Here is a 20673-nt window from a genome sequence, read left to right as displayed (position 1 = left end):
AACACCCCAATTGCGCCACTACAAAGCATTCATGCAGTTGCCACTACAAAACTTCCGCAAAAATGTGCATAAGTCGTTGATTCACATGGAAGCGGCTTCACCAAAAACGCGAAATCGGCATTTTGGTGTCGAACTCGGGAGGTCGAGGCCTTGAGTACGGAAGGCGCCGCCACAGCGGCGGGTGCCCAGGGTGCAGACACCCAAGCGTCACCATCGACGTTGCAGCCACCAGTGGCCGGTCAGGGTGATTCGATCATTTCTGAAGCCGCGCCGTCGGAGTTCCCGGCTGACTATCGTCAGCAAGTGGAAGAAACCGAGCCGGACGTGGATGAGCCACGTTCGGGGCTCCCGCTGATCGGGCATTTGCGCCTGGATGCGCAGCAACGGATGCTCGGTGGCGCCTTGGCTGTCGGCGTGCTCGGTCTGGTGTTGGGGGCGTTCTTGTCGGTGAACTCCGCAGACCGTCGTGCGGCGCAGACCGGTGCGACCGGTCAGGCACTGATGCAGTCTCAGCGTTTGGCGAAGTCGGTGTCTCAGGCATTGATCGGTCGTGTTCCTGCGTTCCAGGAAGTGGCCGAGAGCTCGAAGGTTCTGGCAACCAACGTTCGCGGGCTGTCTTCTGGTGACAGCAGCATGGGCTTGCGCGAACTCTCGGGCGGTGCACGCGAGGCACTCGATCCGCTGCTGCCTCTGGTGCAGCGCGCAGAAAAGAACGCGAACTTCGTTTTGAGCCAGAAGCAAACCCTGATTCAGGTGAGCCAGGCGCTGAAGGAAGTGAACGGTCAGTCCTCTGAACTGATGGACTTGGCGGAAGGAATTGCCGCCAGCCGTCTGGAGGGTGGCAGCGTGTCGCCCGCTGAGGCGCAAGCCTTGAACCAGTTGGTGATGCTGACGCAGCGTATCGGTAAGTCTGCCAACGAATTCCTGACGGTGGAAGGTGTGTCGACCGAGGCCGTCTTCCTGCTGGGTAAGGACTTGAACGCGTTCAAGGAAATCGCAGAAGGCCTGCTGAATGGCAGCTCCGAGTTGCACCTGGCTGCGGCCAAGAAAGCTGAGACGCGCGAACAACTGGAAGCGCTGTTGAGCATTTTCGAGCGCACCCGTACCCAGTCGACCTACATCCTGGGTTCGCTGCAAGGTCTGGTGTCTGCACGTGATGCGCAAGTGGCCGTGATTGACGACAGTGAACCGCTGCGCAAGGGGCTGGAGCAAGTGCAGCAGAAGCTGTCGGATGGTTCCGGTATCGGCGGGTTCAACGTTGTGCTGATCCTGATGTTCCTGGGCTTGACCGTGGCATCGGCTTACGGCCTGCTGCGCGTGTTCCTGACCGACCAGACGCATCGCCGTCAGATCGCTGAATTCCAGCGTCAGGAAGCGGAACGTCAAGAACGTGAAGCCAAGCGCGTCAACGATGCCAACCAGGCTGCGATTCTGCGTTTGATGAACGAACTGCAGTCTGTGGCTGAAGGTGACTTGACGCAACAAGCGACGGTGACCGAAGACATCACCGGCGCGATTGCTGACTCGGTGAACTTCACGGTGGAAGAGCTGCGTACGCTGGTGGCCCAGGTGCAGGGCACGGTGCAACGGGTGACCGACACCACCGGTCAGGTGGAAGCCACTTCGACCGAACTGCTGGCCGCTTCTGACGAACAGTTGCGTGAAATTCGCGAAACCGGTGAATCGGTGCTGCACATGGCAGGCCGGATTAACGAAGTGTCCGCACAAGCTCAGCAATCCGCTGAAGTGGCGCGCCAATCGCTGGCCGCTGCTGACTCCGGTCTGCAGGCCGTGCAAAACGCCATCGGTGGTATGAACACCATCCGTGAGCAGATTCAGGACACGTCCAAGCGAATCAAGCGTCTGGGTGAATCGTCACAGGAAATCGGTGAAATCACTGAACTGATTTCCGACATTACCGAACAGACCAACGTGCTGGCGCTGAACGCCGCCATTCAAGCGGCGTCTGCCGGTGAAGCCGGTCGCGGCTTCTCTGTGGTGGCCGAAGAAGTGCAGCGTCTGGCTGAACGTTCTGCCGACGCGACCCGCGAAATTGCGGCGCTGGTGCGTACCATTCAGACCGATACCCAAGATGCCGTGGCCGCTATGGAACGTTCCACGCAGGGTGTGGTGGAAGGGGCCCGACTCTCTGACGCCGCCGGTTCTGCACTGGGTGACATCGACCGCGTGTCTCGCCGACTTGCTGAACTGATTGAACAGATTTCTGCACCGGCTCTGCGCGAAGCTGAATCTGCGAACGTGGTGGTGGCCAACATCCAGCACATTTTCGCGGTGACCGAGCAGACTGGAGAGGGTACGCGTTCGACCACGCAACTGGTTCGTGAGCTGTCTCGTACCGCCCAAGAACTCCAACAATCGGTGTCTCGATTCAAGATTGCTTCCTGAGCTGGATGATTCATGGACAGCCTGCACCTCGACGCCTCGTCGCCCTCGGATGACCTCAGTGCCCTGGCGTGGGTGCATGAGGAACTGCGCAAGTCTCTGGATGCTGCCCACAAGGCGCTCCATCGTTGCCTGAAAGAGGTTTCCTCTCACGGCTTGTCCGACATGGATTCGCTGGACCCAGCTGTGCTTCGCACGGCACGCCAGCAAATTCACCAGAGTGTTGGGGCGCTCGAACTGGCAGGACTGTCCGCCGGGGCGACGCTGCTGCGGGCCAGTGAGGCCGTTGTGCAGAAGCTGGTGAACCGGCCTCAGTCCATCAACGAAGAAGTCGTGCGCGAGATCGAGCGTGCGTCGTTCGCATTGCTCGACTACATCGGGCGTCGTTTGGCCGGCAAGTCCGTGTCTGCGATGTCGATGTTCCCTCAGTACGAGGTGCTGGTTGCGCGATCGGGTGGTGGCATGGCGCGCCCCACTGATTTGTGGGCGCAGGAATGGCCATCCTTGTCTCTGGAAGCACCGTTGGCGCCGCCCGAGGGCGTGATGCCACGTGCGGCCGATGCCGCAACCGTGAGCGAGTTCGAGCACGGCTTGCTGAAGCTGCTGCGTCGCAATCAACCGGCCGATGCGGTGGCCTTGGCCAAGCTGTGTGCCGAGTTGGCCACCGATGCAACCCAGCGACAGGCACATCGCGAGTCCGCGACTTGGATGTTGGCCAGCGGTTTCCTGGAAGGCCTGGCTGGCAACCACGTGCCGCTGAGCGTGCACGCCAAGCGTGTGCTGTCTTCCTTGCTGAGTCAGTTGCGGGTGTTGGTGAAGGGGAAGGGTGTGCCTTCCGATCGCCTCGCCAGCGAACTGCTGTTCTTCTGCGCGCAAGCCGGTGAGGTCCCTTCAGATCACGACTCGGTTTTGGCCCGCGTTCGCCGCACCTTCGGGTTGCAGCGCCACAAGCCGGTCAATTTGTCCGCATCCAGCTTGGGCAAATACGATCCCGCATGGATCACGCAGGCGCTCAAGCGCGTGGCCGGCGCCAAGGACGGCTGGTCAGCCGTTGCCGCCGACGAATTGCTGCGTCTGGGGGGCTTGAACGAGCAATTCGCCCTGGTGTGCGACTCGTTGCGTCGCCTGTTCCCACAAGGTGATGAACTGGCCGATGCGCTGAGCCAAGCCGCCCAGACCACGGTCACGCAGGCCAAGGCGCCGGAACCCAGTCTGGCCATGGAAGTGGCGACCAGCTTGCTCTACATCGAAGCTTGCCTGGAAGACGGTGAGTTTGATCAGCCTGAGCAGCAGCCGCGTGTGTTGCGTTTGGCCGAACGCATTCGAAATGTCGCCCAAGGTCAACCCGCCCAGCCGCTGGAAAGCTGGATGGAGGAGTTGTACCGTCGCGTGTCAGATCGCCAGACCATCGGGTCGGTGGTGGAAGAGCTGCGTGGCACGCTGACCGAGTGCGAAAAGCACATTGACGAATTCTTCCGCGCGCCGCAGGAGCGTTCGCCTTTGGCGGCCGTCCCTTCCTTGCTGCAATCGATGCGCGGGGTGTTGGCCGTGCTGGGCATGGATCTGGCTGCGCAAGCCACGGTTCGCATGCGCGACGACATCAACCTTCTTTTGTTGCCCGAGACCGATCTGGATCAGGCTGCACAAGACGGTGTCTTTGATCGTCTGGCGTCCAATCTCGGTGCACTGGGCTTCCTGATTGACATGGTGGGCGTGCAGCCCACCTTGGCCAAGTCCTTGTTCCAGTACGACGAAGCATCGGGCATCCTGTCGCCTGTGATGGGGCGTGAAAAGAAGACTGTCACGTTGCCGGAAGACCCTGTCGAGGCGGTTGCCCAGCACGTCGAGCAAATCCAGCTGGAAGAGGCTCAGGCGGCTGCGGAAGACGTGGTGCTCGCCCTGCAAAGTGACGAAGCATCGCTCAGCGATGTGTCGGAGCATCTGCAAAAACTGGTTGAGACGCCACACGTTCAGGAACAAACGGACTTGGCGGACAGCCTGGCCGCCGCGCAAGCAGCGCTGGCAACCGCACAGTCGTCAGATGACTCTGATGCTGTTGCTGCCGCGCGTGAACAGGTCGCGCAAGTGTTGTCGGACTTCACGCAGTCGGTTTCTGACGATGCCACGCTGGATTTGACCCCTGCAGAGTCCGCACCTGCGCCTGCCCCCTTGATGCCTGCCGCCGTTGCCGCCCCGGTCGAGACCGGGTTGGAAGAAGACGACGAGATGCGCGACATCTTCCTTGAAGAGGCGCGCGAAGTGATCGAGACCGCGCGTTCTGGCTTGGCCGATCTGGCGCGTCATCCGAGCGATGTCTCTGCGATGACCTCCGTTCGCCGCGCCTTCCATACCCTGAAGGGCAGCTCGCGCATGGTCGGGCTCAAGGAATATGGTGAGGCAGGCTGGGCGTGCGAGCAGCTGTACAACGCTTGCTTGGCGACCCAAGAGCCTGCTGGCGAAGATCTGCTGGCCGTGACGGGCGAATTGCTGTCGCACTTCGAGGCATGGACGGATGCCATCGCCAATCGTGACGATGCGCAATGGCGCCACGAGCCGGTCACCAAGGTGGCTGAGGCGCTGCGACTGCACGGTCAGCGCTTGTCGTTGGCGGACGAGTTGGCTGCGGCGACACCGGTCGTTGAACTGCCAGAGGTGGATCAGGCGGTTGAGTTCGAGCTTGAGTCTGCGCCGGTTGCGGAGCCCGATGTGCTCATCGACTTGGTGGAGACTTCGGACGCGCCAGAGCTGGCGCAAGCATTGCCCGACCTGGAGCTGAGCACGGAGTTGCCCGCCGTCGAAGAAGCCTTTGAGCCGACCACGGTGGAGCCAGACGTTGCGCTGGAAGTGTCCGAGCCTGCTGCCGAGGTGATCGAGTCCGTCGAGTTGCCTGCAGAAGAGCTGCTGGAGTTGGACTTCGACTTGGATGCCGCGCCAGTCACCGAAGAATCTGAGCCGCCCGTTGCCGAAGTCGAGGCTGCGGATGATTTGACCGCCTTGTCGCTGGATGAACCTCTCATCGAGGAGGTGCCGTCGGATCTGGAGCTGGTCGAAGCATTGCCCGTTGAGGAGCCGGTCGCAACCGATGAACCGGTTGAGTTGGTGACAGAAGCGTTCGTGCAGGAAGTGCCCGAAGCATCGCTGGCGGGCGAGCCCGCGCCTGAGTTGGTGGATCTGCCTGACTTGGTGCTGGAAGACGTCGAGCCATCCGTCGAGGTGATCGAATCAGAAGCCGCTCTGGACGTGGTTGCCGAGACGGACGAGTTGCTGCCCTTGCCGACGCAGGCTGATTCTGAGTTGTCGATCGAAACGCCGGTGCTGGATGCTGACGCGGTATCGCCCGAAATCGAGCTGGATCTCAACACGCTGGAATTGCGTGATGTGGTGGATCTGGACAGCGATGAGATCACGCAAGCCGGTGCGCTGGATCTGGTCGAGCCAGAGGCCTTGTCTGCCGAGGTGGTGCCCGAGCTGGAAGAGCAGGCGCATATCGACGTGCCTGGCGAAGAAGTCGTGGTGCCAAATGAGCTGCCAGCCATTGCGGATGGCGCAGAGCCAGCAGACAGCATCGAGGTCAGCGACGCTGTGGATGTCGATGATGAGCAGGTGAAGGTGGTCGGTCCGCTGCGGATCAGCATCCCTCTGTTCAACATCTATCTCAACGAGGCAGACGAACAGTCTCGCCGTTTGAGTACCGCACTCAGCGAGTGGGCGTTGGAGTTCCATGCGCCAGTGGGCGACGATGCGGTGGCGTTGGCGCACTCTCTGGCTGGCAATTCGGCGACTGTGGGCTATGCAGAGCTGTCACAGTTGGCGCGCCTGCTTGAGCACTCGTTGATGCGCTCCCAAACACTGGGTGGCGGTGATGAAGCCACGGCAGAGTTGTTCAACGATGCCGCAGAAGAAATCCGTCGACTGTTGCACCAGTTCGCCGCGGGGTTCTTGAAGACGCCGTCTGACGAATTGATGCAGCGTCTGGAGCACTACGACCACGATGCGTCGCGTCGCATCGAGGCGCAGAGCTTGGTGGGTGATCTGGACGTGCCGTCGGGGGCCATCCCGCTGGATGATGGCATCCCCACCATGCCCGCAGGCGAGCGTCCACACCTTCGCTTGGTTCGTGCCGACGAAGCGTTGAGCGAATCGCTGCCGAGCGAGGTGTCGGCTTCGGATGTGGTTGAAGAGCCTGTCGTCGAAGAGACTGTGTCAGACGCGCCCGTTAGCGAGTTGGCGCAGTTGGTGCAACCGGTTGCACTGGGCGTCGCCGAATTCAAGTCTTTGGATGAGCTTCCCCAGTTGCCATCGTCTGGTGCCGTTTCCGTGACGGCCAGTGACCTTGGTCATTGGGAAGACGAAGCTGACATCGATGCCGTCGACCATGTCGACGTGGATCTGTTCCCGATCTTCGAAGAAGAAGCACAGGAGCTGTTGCCGCAGCTGGCAACCGAAGTGCGTCAATGGGCGCAGCGTCCGGATGATGTCGCGTCTGCGACGGCCTGCATGCGTACGCTCCACACCTTCAAGGGCGGTGCGCGCTTGTCAGGTGCGATGCGCTTGGGCGAGCTGGCCCACCGCCTTGAGTCGACCATTGAGCGACTGCTGGCCTCCGAGCAAATGACCGCTCAGGACGTCGAGCCGCTTGAGGCGCGTGTGGACCGTTTGATCGAGGTTTTCGAGGGCCTGCAAAAGCAGGACGCGCAAGCTTACGAAGCAGAGGTTCAGCGTGTCGAAGCGGAAGTGGCGCATGAGGTTGTGGCGCCCACCGCGGTGGAGGCATTGCCTGAGCCAGATCTGGTCCTGACCGATTCGCCTCTGAACGTCGACAGCGATCTGCCGTTGCAAGACTTGGTGCAGGATGAGTCCGGCGAAGTGGTGGCCATGTTGGCTGAGGCAGAGCAAGCCGCTGATGGCTCGTCTGGTGAAGATGCATCGAGCGAACCGGTTCGTGCAACTGGCCTGCGTCAGGCGCCTGAACTGAAGCTCAATCCGATCAACTGGGCTGCTTTGACGGCCAGCGGATGGCAAAGCTCGCAGCGCGTGGTGCGTGACATGGCGCAGGCAGCTTCTCAGGCTGCGGTGCGGGTCCGTCCTCAACTGCTGGATCGTTTGGTGAACCATGCGGGTGAAGTGTCCATCACGCGCACACGTCTGGAATCGCAAGTGGGTCAGATCCGTGGCTCGCTGAACGACCTGACCGATAACTTGGAACGTCTGCGTCAGCAACTGCGTGACATCGAGCTGCAAGCCGAAACGCAAATGTCGACACGGATGGAAGCCGCGCGTGCGGCCAGCCAGGACTTTGATCCGCTCGAATTCGACCGTTACACACGCTTCCAGGAATTGACACGGATGATGGCCGAATCGGTCAACGACGTGGCCACGGTTCAGCGCACGCTGCAACGCAACCTGGAAACGGCAGAAGACCAGTTGGCGGCACAGGCCCGTTTGACCCGTGACTTGCAAGACGATCTGCTGCGGACCCGGATGGTGGAGTTCGAAGGCGTTTCGGATCGCCTCTATCGCGTGGTGCGTCTGGCTGCCAAGGAAACGGGCAAACAGGTGCGTCTGGACATCGTCGGGGGCGCAACGGAAATTGACCGTGGCGTGCTCGACCGGATGACCGGCGCATTTGAGCACTTGCTGCGTAACTGTATTTCTCACGGGATTGAGTCGCCTGAAGTGCGCTTGGCCTCTGGCAAGGATGCTGCAGGTCTGGTCACCGTGTCGTTGCGCCAAGAGGGCAATGAAGTGGCGATCGAGTTCCGTGATGACGGCGCTGGCCTCAATTTGCCGCGTATCCGTGAAAAGGCGGAAGCAACCGGTTTGATCTCGGCATCTGATGCCCCATCAGACAACGAGTTGGCCCAGTTGATTTTCACGCCAGGCTTCACGACGGCTGATCGAGTGACCGAGTTGGCTGGCCGTGGTATCGGGATGGATGTGGTTCGTTCCGAAGTGAACGCCATGGGTGGTCGCATTGAAACCGCCACTTCACCTGGTCGCGGTACCAGCTTCACGCTGGTGCTGCCGCTGACCACCGCGGTCACCCAAGTGGTCATGCTGCGCTGCGGCGCGCACACCGTGGCGGTGCCGACGCACTTGGTGGAACTTGTTCGCCGCGCACGCCCTGCCGAGGTCGACACGGCATACCAGCAAGGCAGTTTCGCTGCTGGCGATCAACTGCTCTCGTTCTACTGGTTGGGCTCGCTGCTGGACTTCACGCCGCGTAGCCAGGAAATGGTTGCCCGTACCTTGCCGATTGTGATCATGCGATCGGCAGCACAGCGTATTGCGCTGCACGTTGACGAAGTGCTGGGCAACCAGGAAGTGGTGGTGAAGAACCTGGGTACGCAGTTGTCACGCATGCCAGGCTTGGCTGGGCTGACGTTGCTGGCGTCCGGTGCGGTTTCGCTGATCTACAACCCTGTGGCGTTGGCGACCGTGTATGGAGCTCGCGCGCACAGCTGGACGCAGCAGGCTCTAGAGGCCAGCCATCTGCCTGAGGCGGATCTGGGCACCACGACCCAGGAAGCCGAAGCTGAAATGCTGGCACCGCTGGTCTTGGTGGTCGATGACTCGCTGACGGTTCGTCGCGTGACGCAACGACTGCTGGCGCGTGAAGGCTACCGCGTGGCGTTGGCGAAGGACAGTCTGGAAGCGCTGGAAATGCTGGCCGAAGAGCGTCCATCTGTGGTGCTGTCAGACATTGAGATGCCTCGCATGGATGGCTTCGACTTGGTGCGCAACATCCGCGCAGACGCCAAGCTGGCTGATCTGCCGGTCATCATGATCACCTCGCGAATCGCTCAGAAACATCGTGATTACGCCGTTGAATTGGGTGTGAATCACTACCTGGGTAAACCCTATGGTGAAGAAGAGCTGCTAGCATTGGTTGCGCAGTACGTTGCCGGGCAACTGGCAGCGGTGTGATAGACAAACGAAGTAGTCATCTTGTCGCCCTCGGCTCAACCGTCAGACCCCCTCGAAGGCTCCGCTCAGGAGTCGGGGGATGCCATCTCCCATCTCGCAGCGTTGACCGCGCAGCGAGATCGCGAGTTGTTGGACGTTTCGCTGGCGCAGAGCGTGCTGGATCTGCTGCCAGTGTCCAGTGTCGGTGTGTACCGGCTTGTTGGCAGCGAGCATGAAACACGGCGGTGGCTCTGTTGCGGCTTGGCCCGTCGGGGCCAGGTGACGGTCAACGATCCCTCGTGGGTGGACTTGGAGTCGCTGCCCACTCTGGAAGCTTTCCCGTTGCGCCAACTGGTGCTGGATTCGCGACTGCTGGAGCAAGCCGAGCTACCCAGCGCCAGTTTGTTGGCGCCAGACCAACGCTTCGTGACGGTGCTGCCTTTGATGGTGGAGGTCGGGCTGCCTGGGGTGCTGGAGTTGCACGCAGATCAGCCCCTGACGGCGGGGGCCTTGCGCACGATTCAGACCTTGCTTCGAGTGTTTGGCAATTTCCAGAACCTATTGGAATCCAGTCAGCGAGACGCTTTGACGGGGCTGCTGAACCGGCAGACCTTCGATGCGACTTTCTTGAAGGCGTCGATGCTGGGTGCGTCGGAGCCCATCAACACCTCAGACAGCGATCGACGTGCGAACAGCTCAACCGGATATTGGTTGGGCGTCATTGACATCGACCACTTCAAGTTGGTGAACGACCGGTTTGGCCATTTGATCGGCGATGAAGTGTTGGTGCTGGTGGCGCGGATCATGCGCCAGTCATTCCGCCATTACGACCGCTTGTATCGCTTTGGTGGCGAGGAATTTGTGGTCCTGCTGCGCGGCGGGTCAGAGGCTGATGCGCTGGCCGCCTTTGAGCGGTTCCGTTGCAATGTTGAAGGTTACGCCTTCCCTCAGGTGGGGCGTGTGACGGTGAGTCTGGGCTTCACAGAGGTGCAGCCGAAAGACACGCCCAGTCAGGCGTTCGAGCGTGCAGACCAAGCGGTTTACCAGGCCAAACATCAAGGACGAAATCAGGTCCTGTGCTACGACGCCTTGGTGCGTGCCGGGATTTTGGAGAATGAAGGCCAGCACGTTGGCGATGTCGAGTTGTTCTGACCGCCATCCGCCGACACAGTGATCAGCGCCGCGTCTTGGAACGCGGCGTTGTTTTTTCTGCAGCCTCTTTGACCACCGCATAGCGGGCCAATGTCTCGGCGCGCGCTTCATCGTGCTGCACGATGGGCGCAGGGTAATCTCGGCCGATCACGAAGTCATCGCTGGCTGCGAGGTCTGCGGGCCGAGCCTCCCATGGGGCATGGATGGCAGCGTCCGGAAGATGCGCCAACTCCGGGACATAGCGCCGGATGAATTTGCCCTGCGGGTCAAACTTTTCGCTTTGACTGATGGGGTTGAAGATGCGGAACCACGGCTGGGCATCGCAGCCGGTGGATGCCGCCCATTGCCAGCCACCATTGTTGGCGGCCAGATCGAAGTCCAACAGCTTTTCGGCGAAGTAGGCTTCGCCCTTGCGCCAGTCGATGCCCAGGTCTTTCACCAGAAAGCTGGCTACCACCATGCGCAAGCGGTTGTGCATGTAGCCCGTCTGGTTGAGTTGGCGCATGGCAGCATCGACCAGCGGGTAGCCGGTTCGGCCCTCGCACCAGGCCTGAAAGTGGGCATTGGCTTTGGCCCCATGTGCCCACTTGATCCTGTCGTACTCGCGCTTGTAGGCATTGCCCACGACGTGCGGGTGATGAAACAGGATCTGATGGTAGAAGTCCCGCCAGATGAGCTCAGATAACCAGGTTTGCGCGCCAGATGAGCCGGCCTGGGCCCGTGTCCAAGCCAGATCCACCAATTGGCGGATCGACACGGTGCCGAAACGCAGGTGCGTCGAGAGGTAGCTGGGGCCTTTGATCCCTGGGAAGTCCCGCGTTTCGTCGTAGCGGTCGATGCGATGCAGAAAGTCGTCCAGCAAACGCTGTGCGCCAGACATGCCCGGTGGCACCTTCAGGGCGCCGACACCCTCAAATCCCATCTGGCTCAAAGACGGGATGTGCTGTTCGCCCATGGTGTCCACGCCAGACGGGACCGGTGCGAGATGGGCTGCATAACGGTGGACCGGATAGGGCTTGACGTAAAACGGTTCGATTTTCTTCAGCCACGCATTTTTGTAGGGTGTGAACACGCCGTAGGGCGTGTCGTTGCCCGTCAGAACTTCGTTGCGTTCAAAAATGACATGGTCTTTGAGCGTGTAAAGCGCCGCGCCAATGTCACTCAGTCGGCCCCGCACCGCAGCGTCGCGGGCCAAGGCGGCGGGCTCGTCGTCATGGTTGGCAAAGACGGTTTGCACGCCCAGCTCGGCGGCCAGCTGAGGGATTACAGCCCTGGCGGCGCCATATCGCACGATCAGCCCGCAACGCTCCGGGTGTTTGACCCCTGCTTGCAAGGCCGCTTCACGGAGCTTTTGATCCAGCTCGACGATGCTGTCATGGATGAACGCGACGCGTCGGTCCTGGCGTGGCAAGGATTCCAGAATGTCGCTGTCGAAAACGAAGGCGCACCACACCCTGCCGTTGCTCTTGAGAGCATGGAAGAGAGCGGCATGGTCCTCGCTGCGCAAATCGCGACGAAACCAGACCAAAGCGGAAGCGTTAGACACATTCATGATCGGGCATTCACATCAAGTCAGCAGGGGTGGGGCAGGGCATCTAAAATGACGGACATGTCCTCAGGCGCTTCTTCTACACCCATCAATCTGACCAACCAGTTTCTCATTGCCATGCCAGGCATGAGTGACGGCAATTTTGCCGGTACGGTGGTCTATCTGTGCGAGCACAACGAAAAAGGCGCGCTGGGATTGGTGATCAATCGCCCGATTGACATCAGTCTCAAGAACCTGTTCGAGAAGGTGGATTTGCCTTTGGACCGTGGCGATCTGGCTGAGCGCCCCGTGTATCTGGGTGGAACGGTGCAAACCGAGCGTGGTTTTGTGCTGCACGAAAGTCTGGACGACGAGGGTGGGCACTACAACTCCACCTTGAAGATTGCACAAGGCCTGGAGATGACCACTTCCCGCGACGTGCTGGAGGCATTGTCCAACGGGGCAGGGCCTCGCAAGGTGTTCATCACCCTGGGATATTCGGGGTGGAGCGCCGGGCAACTGGAAGACGAGATCTCGCGCAACGGCTGGCTGACCGTCCATGCAGATCCGGCCGTCATTTTTGATACGCCGGTGGAACAACGCTACGACCGTGCGCTGTCGTTGCTGGGCATCGACCGCAGTTTCCTGATGGGCGAGGCGGGCCACGCATGAGCGGGCTGATGTCCGGCGCCTTGCGACAGTACCTGGCCTTTGATTACGGTCTGAAGCGCGTGGGCGTGGCCACAGGGAACAGTGTGTCGCGCCAGGCGCAGCCCCTGCGCACCATTGATGCGGAAGGCAAGCTCCGTTTCGAGCAGATTGCACGCCTGATTGACGAATGGCAGCCCCATGCGTTGGTGATTGGCGTACCCTTCCACCCCGATGGAGCAGAGCATGAGAACACCGTCCGGGCGCGCAAGTTCGGAGGGCAGTTACGGGGACGCTTTCATCTGCCGGTTTACGAGGTGGACGAGCGGTATTCCACAACCGAGGCCCATGCCTATGGTGCCAAGGATCTGGATGCGGCCTCGGCTGCCATCCTCCTGCAACAGTATTTCAACGATCATCCCGAGGGTGATTCTTCTGGAGAGGCCTGAGTGAGCCATACCCTACACCTTGACGCAGAGGCCCTGTACGCCAACCTGCTGGTCGGCGTGCGCCGCATCGTGACCCCCGAGACTGTGCTGGTCGGCGTGTGGTCGGGTGGCGCCTGGCTGGCCGAGCGCCTCAATGCCGATCTGGGACTCAAGACCCCGCATGGCGTCATCTCGTCGGCGCTGCACCGCGACGACTTCGGCTCGCGCGGCATGGTGTCCTCCAAAGATGCGACCCATTTGCCTTTCGAGGTGGATGGCGCCCACATCCTGTTGATCGATGACGTGATCTATACCGGCCGCACCACCCGTGCGGTGCTCAATGAGCTGTTTGACTTTGGCCGTCCGGCCAGCGTCACCCTGGCGGTGCTGGTGGACCGTGGTGGTCGCCAGTTGCCGTTTGAGCCCGCCTTGTCGGCCGCCCGCATTACCTTGCCCTCTGAAGAGCGTGTCGCCCTTGACCGCGCTGAAGACGGCCGCTTCCAATTCCATTTCGAGAGGGACTGATGGTCAGGACCAACCCCCAACTCAACAAGCACGGTGAACTGATTCACCTGCTTTCCACCGAAGGCCTGCCCAAGGCCATCATTCACCAGATTCTGGACACGGCTGAGCAGTTTCTGAGCGTCAATGAGCGCGAGGTCAAGAAGGTGCCGCTCTTGCGTGGCAAGAGCGTGTTCAACCTGTTCTTCGAGAACAGCACCCGCACCCGCACCACGTTCGAGATTGCGGCCAAGCGCCTGAGCGCCGACGTCATCAACCTGGACATCGCCCGTTCGTCGGCTTCCAAGGGTGAAAGCCTGCTGGACACCATTTCCAACCTGTCGGCCATGAGCGCCGACATGTTTGTGGTGCGTCACTCCGAGTCCGGTGCCCCCTACCTGATTGCCCAGCACGTCGCACCCCATGTGCACGTGGTCAACGCCGGTGACGGTCGCCACGCGCACCCCACCCAGGCGCTGCTGGACATGTACACCATCCGCCACTACAAGAAGGATTTCACCAATCTGACGGTGGCGATCGTGGGGGACATCGTGCACTCCCGCGTGGCGCGCTCCAACATCCATGCGCTGACGACCTTGGGCGTGCCCGAGGTGCGTGTGGTCGGCCCTCGCACTCTGGTGCCCGGCGACCTGCGCGAGATGGGTGTGCGTGTCTGCCACAGCATGGAAGAGGGCATCAAGGATGCCGACGTGGTCATCATGCTGCGTCTGCAAAACGAACGCATGTCGGGCGGCATGCTGCCCAGCGCGGGTGAATTCTTCAAGGAGTTCGGTCTGACCGAATCCAAGCTGGCGCTGGCCAAGTCGGACGCCATCGTGATGCACCCAGGCCCCATCAACCGTGGCGTGGAAATTGACTCCGCTGTGGCCGATGGCAAGCAAAGCGTCATCCTGCCCCAGGTCACGTTCGGCATTGCCGTGCGCATGGCCGTGATGTCCATTCTGGCTGGCAACGAGGCCTGATCCATCATGAAGATTCTGATCAAGAACGGCCGACTGGTCGATCCCGCATCCGGCCTGGACCAGGTCGGTGACTTGGCCATCGCGGGTGGCCGTATTTCGGCAATGGGTTCGGTGAGCGCCGACTTCGCCCCCGATCGCACCATCGACGCCACGGGCCTGATCGTGGCGCCCGGCCTGGTGGACCTGGCTGCCCGACTGCGTGAGCCCGGCCATGAGCACGAAGGCATGCTCGAATCCGAACTGGCGGCTGCGGCAGCAGGTGGGGTCACCAGCGTCATCTGTTTGCCCGACACCGATCCGGCGCTGGATGAACCCGGCCTGGTGGAGATGTTGAAGTTGCGTGCGCGCAAGCTCAGCCGCTGTCGTCTGTTCCCCTTGGGCGCGTTGACCCGCGGCCGCAAGGGCGAGAACCTGACCGAAATGGCCGAACTGCAAGAGGCCGGTTGTGTGGGCTATTCGCAGGCCGAACACCCCATCAAGGACACGCAGGTTCTGGTGCGTGCCATGCAGTACGCCGCCACCTTTGGCTACACCGTCTGGCTGCGCCCGCAAGACCCTTGGTTGGGCAAGGGTGTGGCGGCCAGTGGCCCGGTGGCCACGCGTCTGGGCTTGTCTGGCGTGCCCGTCACGGCTGAAACCATCGCCATTCACACCATCGTCGAGTTGGTGCGCACCACGGGCGCCCGCGTTCACTTGTGCCGCCTGTCGAGCGCAGCGGGCGTGGATCTGGTCCGTCAGGCCAAGGCGCAAGGTTTGCCGATCACGGCTGATGTCAGCATCAACTCCCTCATGCTGACCGATCTGGACATCGGCTTCTTCAACTCGTCCATGCGTGTCACGCCTCCTCTGCGTCAGGGCCGTGACCGCGATGCCTTGCAGGCGGGGTTGGCCGACGGCACGCTGGATGCCCTGGTGTCTGACCACAACCCGGTCAGCGCCGATGAGAAGAATCTGCCATTTGGCGAAGCCACACCGGGTGCCACGGGGCTGGAGCTTCTGCTCAGCCTGGCGCTGAAGTGGTCGGGGGCCGACCAGACCGATCAGCCCGACGCTGAGAAGCTTCGCCGTGCGTTGGCCGTGGTGACCCAAGGACCGGTGAAGGTGCTGGGTGATGCGTTGGGCTCTTTGTCGTCCAGCGCTGGTCGCTTGACACCGGGCGGCGTTGCCGATGTGGTGGTGTTTGATCTCGCCGCCCGCTGGCCCGTGCAACCCGATGTGCTGGTCAGCCAAGGCAAGCACACCCCGTTCGCCTTCCAGACCTCTGGCTTCGAGTTGGCCGGTCGCGTGCGCCTGACGCTCGTGGCTGGGCAAGTTGCTCACGAAGCGGAATAAGCAAGGCTGAGCGCGGATGTCGACTGGCAACTTAGGTGTGTCCTCTTCTGTGGCATCGGTGCCCCCTGTGTCGCTGTGGCGATTGCCCGTGGCCATTTGGCGCCTGGCCCGTGTGTTGGGGCATGTTCTGGTGGCATGGGTCAAGTCATGGATCATCTGGCCCGGGCTGGATGAGCATGGGTGGCGTGACGAGAACTTGAAGTGGTCTTGCAAGCTGCTGCAAATCTTGGGCATTGAACTGCATGTTCGGGGGCGCGCGCATGAGGGTGCCAAGCTGGTGGTCGCCAATCACATCTCGTGGCTGGACATCGTGGCCATCAATTCAGTCGTGCCGTCGCGCTTCGTTTCGAAGGCCGAGGTGGGGCGTTGGCCGCTGATTGGGCGGCTGGTGACGGCCGCCGGCACGCTGTATCTCACCCGGGAGCGCCGTCGCGACGCCATGCGTGTGCTGGGTTTGATGGCCCAATCGTTGCGAGAGGGCCACACGGTCGCCGTTTTCCCGGAGGGGACGACGGGCAGTGGTCACAGCGTCATGCATTTCCATCCCAACTTGCTGCAGGCTGCCATTGACGCTCACGTGCCGGTTCAGCCCGTGGTCTTGCGCTATGCCGACCCAGATGCGCCGGTCAGTGCCAAAGCTGCCTATGTGGGGGACACCAGCCTGATGCAGTCTCTATGGTGGGTGGTGTCTGCCAATGGTTTATCGGTGCACGTCACTGTGCTGCCGTCGCAATCCGTGTCCCATGCGGATCGTCGAGCCATTGCTTCCGAACTGCGAAATGGCATCGAAAAAGTTCTGTATGACGAAATAGATGCTGCAAATGTGAAAATTTGCGCAAATTAATCCCGTCTTTTCGGACTGCAGGTGTCAAGTAGTAACTCTACTCTGACGACATCCACATAGCCCCTGAGGCAAAGTGGATGTACGCCGGTCCGGAATTCCAAAAGAATTGTGAAGCTGGATCGGTGTGGCATCCCGTCAACCATGTTGAGGAGCCACTCCAATGTCTGACAAGAAAATTCGGCGCCTTCCCCTTGCCGCCGCGGCCATGGTCGCGTGCATGAGCGCCCACGCCGGTTACACCTCCCCTGATGGCAATTTCAGCCTGTCTGGCTTCGGCACGCTGGGTGCGGTACGCACCACTACTGATGAGGCACTGTTCAACTACCCTGGTCAGGGTGGTGGTGCCGGAAAGACGTTCAGCTTGGATCCCGACAGCAAGGTCGCTGTCCAGGGTACCTATAAAGTGACCCCGACGGTGTCTGCCACCGCTCAGGTGATGACCAAGTACGATGCTGAGGGCTCGTACGTGCCGAATTTCGAATGGGCCTTCGTGAAGTGGCAGCCAGCCAATGGCTGGGCCGTTCGTGCAGGTCGCATGGGGGCGCCGTTTTTCATGATTTCGGACTTCCGTGATGTTGGGTACGCCAACGTCGCGGTGCGCCCGAACTTGGATGTCTATGGCCAAGTTCCAGTCAGTTACGTCGATGGCGGTGATGTGTCCTACCAAGCCAACGTCGGCCCCGCAAATGTGACCGCAACGGTCTGGGGTGGCAATTCGAAGGCGGAGTACTCCAGCGCGTTGCATTCCGCTCTACCTGGTTTGTCGTCGGTGCCTCCGGTCGATGTTGCGTTGGATCGGATGATGGGCTTGAATCTGCAGGCTGAGTTTGACGGTGGTTACTCACTGCGTGTGGGTCACATGACCAGCAAATTGACGACCACGTCAGCGATCGCGAGCACTTCTGTTGCCTTGGCGCCTGCATTAGCGTCGACTTTGGTGACTGACAACACCAGAGCGACATTTTCGGGGATCGGCTTCTCAGTGGACCGCGATAATGTTGTGATCAATGGTGAGTACACCAAGCGTCGTATTGCAAAGGGTTACGTAGCGGATACGACCGGTTGGTATCTGTTGGGAGGCTATCGGTTTGGCTCTGTGCTGCCGTATGTTTCGTTCTCCAGGTTGAAGGTGGATGATCCCAACGCAGATGTGTCAGGCTTTACGCCGACTAATTTGGCGGAAGGTACAGGATTGGCTGTTGCTAAGGGGGTTTTGAAAACACAAACCTTGGCTCAGCACACCACCAGCGTAGGTGTTCGTTGGGATGTCATGCCGAGTGTTGCCTTGAAGGCTCAGGTCGATCGCATCGTCAAGCCCGCGAACGGCAATGGTTTGTTCTTGGTGCCAGACTCGTCGACTTCTGCGGCTCAAAACTTCTATGCCAACAAGAAGAACATCAATGTGTTCTCCGTTGCGGCTGATTTCGTCTTCTAAGCCGAAGGGAGCATTAACATGAAATCCAAGTTCACCCTTCAATCTCTGGTTGTGGCAGGTCTGATGCTGGTGGCTCAAGCAGCCAGCGCCCAGGTCGCCGTCATCGTCAACCCCAAGAGCCCCTTGGCCTCCATGACTCAAGATCAGGTCGCTTCGATCTTCTTGGGTAAGACCAACACGCTGCCTTCTGGCGCAGCTGCTGCCCCTGCAGACTTGCCCGAATCCAGTGCGATTCGCGAACAGTTCTATAGCAAGGCCGCTGGCAAGACTTCTGCGCAGGTCAAGGCGACTTGGGCGCGTCTGACCTTCTCGGGTAAGGCCACCCCTCCCAAGGAATTGGGCGCAGCCAACGAAGTGAAAAAGTACGTGGCATCGAATCCGGATGCCATTGGCTACATCGAAAAGTCGGCTGTTGACAGCAGTGTCAAGGTTGTTCTGATCGTTGAATAACGCGCTCGCCGCGTTTCAAAGAGGGCTGTCGCGCTGGCATTGGCGTGGCAGCCCTTTTTTGTCTTGTGTTAAGGCAAGAACGCTTGCGCCGGGACCTCTACAATGCCGCGTTCCGTTGAAAGGTTCCTGATGTCTGATTTCACGTTTACTGGATGGCTGCACGACGGCCTTCTGTCGTGGGCGATCAATGGTGTAGCCGATGCTGCCTGGTGGCAGATCGTGGTTTACACCTTGGTGCTGACTCACATCACGATTGCGTCGGTGACGATCTTCTTGCATCGTTCTCAGGCACATCGTGCCTTGGAGTTGCACGCCATTCCGTCGCATTTCTTCCGATTCTGGTTGTGGTTGACCACCAGCACGGTGACCAAGCAGTGGGTGGCGGTGCACCGCAAGCACCACGCCAAGTGCGAAACCGTGGAAGACCCTCATAGCCCTGTCACGCATGGGATTCAAACGGTTTTGCTGCGTGGTCGCGAGTTGTATCGCGACGAGGCACTGAAAGAAGAGACGCTGAAGAAGTACGGGCACGGTACCCCCGATGACTGGCTGGAGCGCAATCTCTATACCCCCCGCAATAACTGGGGCCCGATCGTCATGCTGCTGATTGACCTGGCGTTGTTCGGTGCAATTGGCATCACCGTCTGGGCCGTCCAGATGGTTTGGATCCCGATCACGGCGGCCGGCATCATCAACGGTTTGGGGCACTACTGGGGTTATCGCAATTTCGAGGCCCCTGATGCGTCCACCAACATCTCGCCGTGGGGCATCATCATTGGCGGTGAAGAGTTGCACAACAACCATCACACCTATCCCACGTCGGCCAAGTTGTCTGTTAAGTCCTATGAGTTCGACATTGGCTGGGGCTACATCCGTGCCCTGGAGTTGATGGGGCTGGCCAAGGTCCGCAAGACGCCGCCGCGTCTGACCTTGGGCGACATCAAGCCTGTGGTCGATGCGAAGACCTTGGAAGCCATCGTTGCCAACCGTTATGAACTGATGGCTGGGTATGCCCGAGAAGTGCGTCGTGCCTGCAAGGCCGAGCTGGTCCGCCTCAAGGCGTCTGGCCAAGAGGCGGCTGCCAATCAACTCAAACGTGTGCGTCCCTGGGTGCACCGCGATGCGGCGCAAATGCCTGTCGGCATGGAGCAGCAGGTTCAGCAGGTTTGCGATGCCAACCCCCAATTGAGCAAGCTGTTGGCCATGCGTGAGGAGCTGCGTGCGCTCTGGACGCGTACCAACGTATCGGCGGAGCAGCTGGTGCTGGATCTGCAAGCCTGGTGTCAGCGCGCTGAAGCCAGCGGCATTGCTGCGTTGCAAGAGTTCTCGCTGAAGGTGCGTGCCGCTGCGGTCTAACGAACGCGCCCGTCGCAGAGCTCCCCAAAAAAACCGCCTTCGGGCGGTTTTTTCTTGTCCCGTTCAATGGGACTTGTGTGTCCTGGTCATGGGTTCGTGGTGTGCGGCAATGGTGCCGCGTCAGTGCCCGTGGCGGGGTAGGGTGGGGACTGCTGCGCGCAGTCCAACCGATTGAGGGTGGATTGAGGGTGACGTGCCCCCAGGAAGGCTCAGGCAATAAAAAACCCGCCGGCTTGCGCGAGGCGGGTTTTTTTGGGGAAAGGGCTGAATTACTTCAGCTTGATTTCCTTGTACAGCACGTGCTTACGAGCCTTGGGGTCGAACTTCATGAATTCCAGCTTTTCAGGCGTGGTCTTCTTGTTCTTAGCAGTGGTGTAGAAGTGGCCGGTACCCGCAGTGGATTCCAGCTTGATCTTTTCGCGTCCGCCTTTAGCAGCCATGGTTCAGTCTCCAATCACAGTTCGCCACGGGCGCGCAGGTCGGACAGGACCTGATCGATACCCACTTTGTCAATCAGACGCAGAGCGGCTGTCGAGATGCGCAGACGCACCCAACGGTTTTCGCTCTCGACCCAGAAACGACGGTACTGCAGGTTGGGCAGGAAACGACGCTTGGTCTTGTTGTTGGCGTGGGAAACATTGTTCCCGGACATCGGGCCCTTGCCCGTGACTTGACAGACGCGTGCCATGACGCTTCTCCGTTCGCTG

General features: G+C 60.4%; 15 protein-coding genes. 12 read left to right on the top strand and 3 right to left on the bottom strand.

The window, feature by feature from the left end; translation table 11 throughout:
* Nucleotides 1-150 precede the first annotated feature (150 nt).
* From ACMV18_RS08670 to ACMV18_RS08660, 3 genes are read left to right on the top strand one after another with little or no spacing between them, the layout of a single operon-like run.
* On the top strand, nt 151-2406 hold the full coding sequence (locus tag ACMV18_RS08670; RefSeq protein ID WP_420817516.1) for a methyl-accepting chemotaxis protein: 2256 nt from the start codon (nt 151-153) through the stop codon (nt 2404-2406).
* A gap of 12 nt (nt 2407-2418) precedes the next feature.
* Nucleotides 2419-9330, top strand: a complete 6912-nt coding sequence (locus tag ACMV18_RS08665; RefSeq protein ID WP_420817515.1) for an Hpt domain-containing protein — start codon at nt 2419-2421, stop codon at nt 9328-9330.
* A gap of 21 nt (nt 9331-9351) precedes the next feature.
* Complete coding sequence (locus ACMV18_RS08660; protein ID WP_420817514.1) at nt 9352-10461, top strand: GGDEF domain-containing protein; 1110 nt, start codon at nt 9352-9354, stop codon at nt 10459-10461.
* Between the two features lie 22 nt (nt 10462-10483).
* Here ACMV18_RS08660 and ACMV18_RS08655 read toward each other — a convergent pair whose 3' ends face one another.
* Nucleotides 10484-12013, bottom strand: a complete 1530-nt coding sequence (locus ACMV18_RS08655) for a cryptochrome/photolyase family protein (protein ID WP_420817513.1) — start codon at nt 12011-12013, stop codon at nt 10484-10486.
* A gap of 57 nt (nt 12014-12070) precedes the next feature.
* Here ACMV18_RS08655 and ACMV18_RS08650 point away from each other — a divergent pair, with 57 nt between their 5' ends.
* The 9 genes from ACMV18_RS08650 to ACMV18_RS08610 all read left to right on the top strand — a co-directional run bounded on the left by ACMV18_RS08650 (nt 12071) and on the right by ACMV18_RS08610 (nt 19966).
* Nucleotides 12071-12661, top strand: coding sequence for a YqgE/AlgH family protein (locus tag ACMV18_RS08650; RefSeq protein ID WP_420817512.1), 591 nt, complete (start codon nt 12071-12073; stop codon nt 12659-12661).
* Nucleotides 12658-13086 (top strand): Holliday junction resolvase RuvX, encoded by a 429-nt coding sequence (gene ruvX / locus ACMV18_RS08645; RefSeq protein ID WP_374256401.1) that lies wholly within the window; start codon nt 12658-12660, stop codon nt 13084-13086. Before ACMV18_RS08650 ends, ruvX begins: the two co-directional genes overlap by 4 nt.
* Complete coding sequence (pyrR, locus tag ACMV18_RS08640) at nt 13087-13590, top strand: bifunctional pyr operon transcriptional regulator/uracil phosphoribosyltransferase PyrR (protein WP_374256400.1); 504 nt, start codon at nt 13087-13089, stop codon at nt 13588-13590.
* Nucleotides 13590-14549 carry an aspartate carbamoyltransferase catalytic subunit gene (locus ACMV18_RS08635; RefSeq protein ID WP_374256399.1) on the top strand — a complete coding sequence of 320 codons (960 nt, stop codon included), beginning with the start codon at nt 13590-13592 and terminating at the stop codon, nt 14547-14549. The genes pyrR and ACMV18_RS08635 overlap by 1 nt, the downstream gene beginning before the upstream one ends.
* Nucleotides 14550-14555: 6 nt before the next feature.
* A complete protein-coding gene (locus tag ACMV18_RS08630) occupies nt 14556-15881 on the top strand; it encodes a dihydroorotase (RefSeq protein WP_420817511.1) in 1326 nt (441 codons plus the stop codon).
* A gap of 16 nt (nt 15882-15897) precedes the next feature.
* Nucleotides 15898-16725, top strand: a complete 828-nt coding sequence (locus tag ACMV18_RS08625; protein WP_420817510.1) for a lysophospholipid acyltransferase family protein — start codon at nt 15898-15900, stop codon at nt 16723-16725.
* A gap of 160 nt (nt 16726-16885) precedes the next feature.
* Nucleotides 16886-18160 carry a hypothetical protein gene (locus ACMV18_RS08620; RefSeq protein ID WP_420817509.1) on the top strand — a complete coding sequence of 425 codons (1275 nt, stop codon included), beginning with the start codon at nt 16886-16888 and terminating at the stop codon, nt 18158-18160.
* Nucleotides 18161-18178: 18 nt separating this feature from the next.
* Nucleotides 18179-18610 (top strand): hypothetical protein, encoded by a 432-nt coding sequence (locus ACMV18_RS08615; protein WP_420817508.1) that lies wholly within the window; start codon nt 18179-18181, stop codon nt 18608-18610.
* A gap of 129 nt (nt 18611-18739) precedes the next feature.
* A complete protein-coding gene (locus ACMV18_RS08610; protein ID WP_420817507.1) occupies nt 18740-19966 on the top strand; it encodes a DesA family fatty acid desaturase in 1227 nt (408 codons plus the stop codon).
* Between the two features lie 269 nt (nt 19967-20235).
* On the opposite strand, the gene rpmG is transcribed toward ACMV18_RS08610, so the two are convergent.
* On the bottom strand, nt 20236-20406 hold the full coding sequence (rpmG, locus tag ACMV18_RS08605) for a 50S ribosomal protein L33 (RefSeq protein WP_374256390.1): 171 nt from the start codon (nt 20404-20406) through the stop codon (nt 20236-20238).
* A 14-nt stretch (nt 20407-20420) separates the two neighbouring features.
* A complete protein-coding gene (rpmB, locus tag ACMV18_RS08600) occupies nt 20421-20654 on the bottom strand; it encodes a 50S ribosomal protein L28 (RefSeq protein ID WP_058087944.1) in 234 nt (77 codons plus the stop codon).
* Between the last annotated feature and the right edge of the window lie 19 nt (nt 20655-20673).

Origin of the sequence: Aquabacterium sp. (assembly GCF_048860245.1) — a bacterium.
Classification (GTDB): Bacteria; Pseudomonadota; Gammaproteobacteria; order Burkholderiales; family Burkholderiaceae_C; genus Aquabacterium.
The sequence above is the reverse complement of the archived record's forward strand: the minus strand, read 5'-3'. Positions and strand labels throughout refer to the sequence as shown.

What these genes read in the sequence shown, in the direction of transcription:
- ACMV18_RS08655 (WP_420817513.1), bottom strand. Translation starts at nt 12,013, where the DNA reads ATGAATGTGTCTAACGCTTCCGCTTTGGTCTGGTTTCGTCGCGATTTG.
- ACMV18_RS08635 (WP_374256399.1), top strand. Translation starts at nt 13,590, where the DNA reads ATGGTCAGGACCAACCCCCAACTCAACAAGCACGGTGAACTGATTCAC.
- ACMV18_RS08665 (WP_420817515.1), top strand. Translation starts at nt 2,419, where the DNA reads ATGGACAGCCTGCACCTCGACGCCTCGTCGCCCTCGGATGACCTCAGT.
- ruvX (WP_374256401.1), top strand. Translation starts at nt 12,658, where the DNA reads ATGAGCGGGCTGATGTCCGGCGCCTTGCGACAGTACCTGGCCTTTGAT.
- ACMV18_RS08615 (WP_420817508.1), top strand. Translation starts at nt 18,179, where the DNA reads ATGAAATCCAAGTTCACCCTTCAATCTCTGGTTGTGGCAGGTCTGATG.
- ACMV18_RS08620 (WP_420817509.1), top strand. Translation starts at nt 16,886, where the DNA reads ATGTCTGACAAGAAAATTCGGCGCCTTCCCCTTGCCGCCGCGGCCATG.
- rpmG (WP_374256390.1), bottom strand. Translation starts at nt 20,406, where the DNA reads ATGGCTGCTAAAGGCGGACGCGAAAAGATCAAGCTGGAATCCACTGCG.
- ACMV18_RS08650 (WP_420817512.1), top strand. Translation starts at nt 12,071, where the DNA reads ATGTCCTCAGGCGCTTCTTCTACACCCATCAATCTGACCAACCAGTTT.
- ACMV18_RS08610 (WP_420817507.1), top strand. Translation starts at nt 18,740, where the DNA reads ATGTCTGATTTCACGTTTACTGGATGGCTGCACGACGGCCTTCTGTCG.
- ACMV18_RS08630 (WP_420817511.1), top strand. Translation starts at nt 14,556, where the DNA reads ATGAAGATTCTGATCAAGAACGGCCGACTGGTCGATCCCGCATCCGGC.
- rpmB (WP_058087944.1), bottom strand. Translation starts at nt 20,654, where the DNA reads ATGGCACGCGTCTGTCAAGTCACGGGCAAGGGCCCGATGTCCGGGAAC.
- ACMV18_RS08625 (WP_420817510.1), top strand. Translation starts at nt 15,898, where the DNA reads ATGTCGACTGGCAACTTAGGTGTGTCCTCTTCTGTGGCATCGGTGCCC.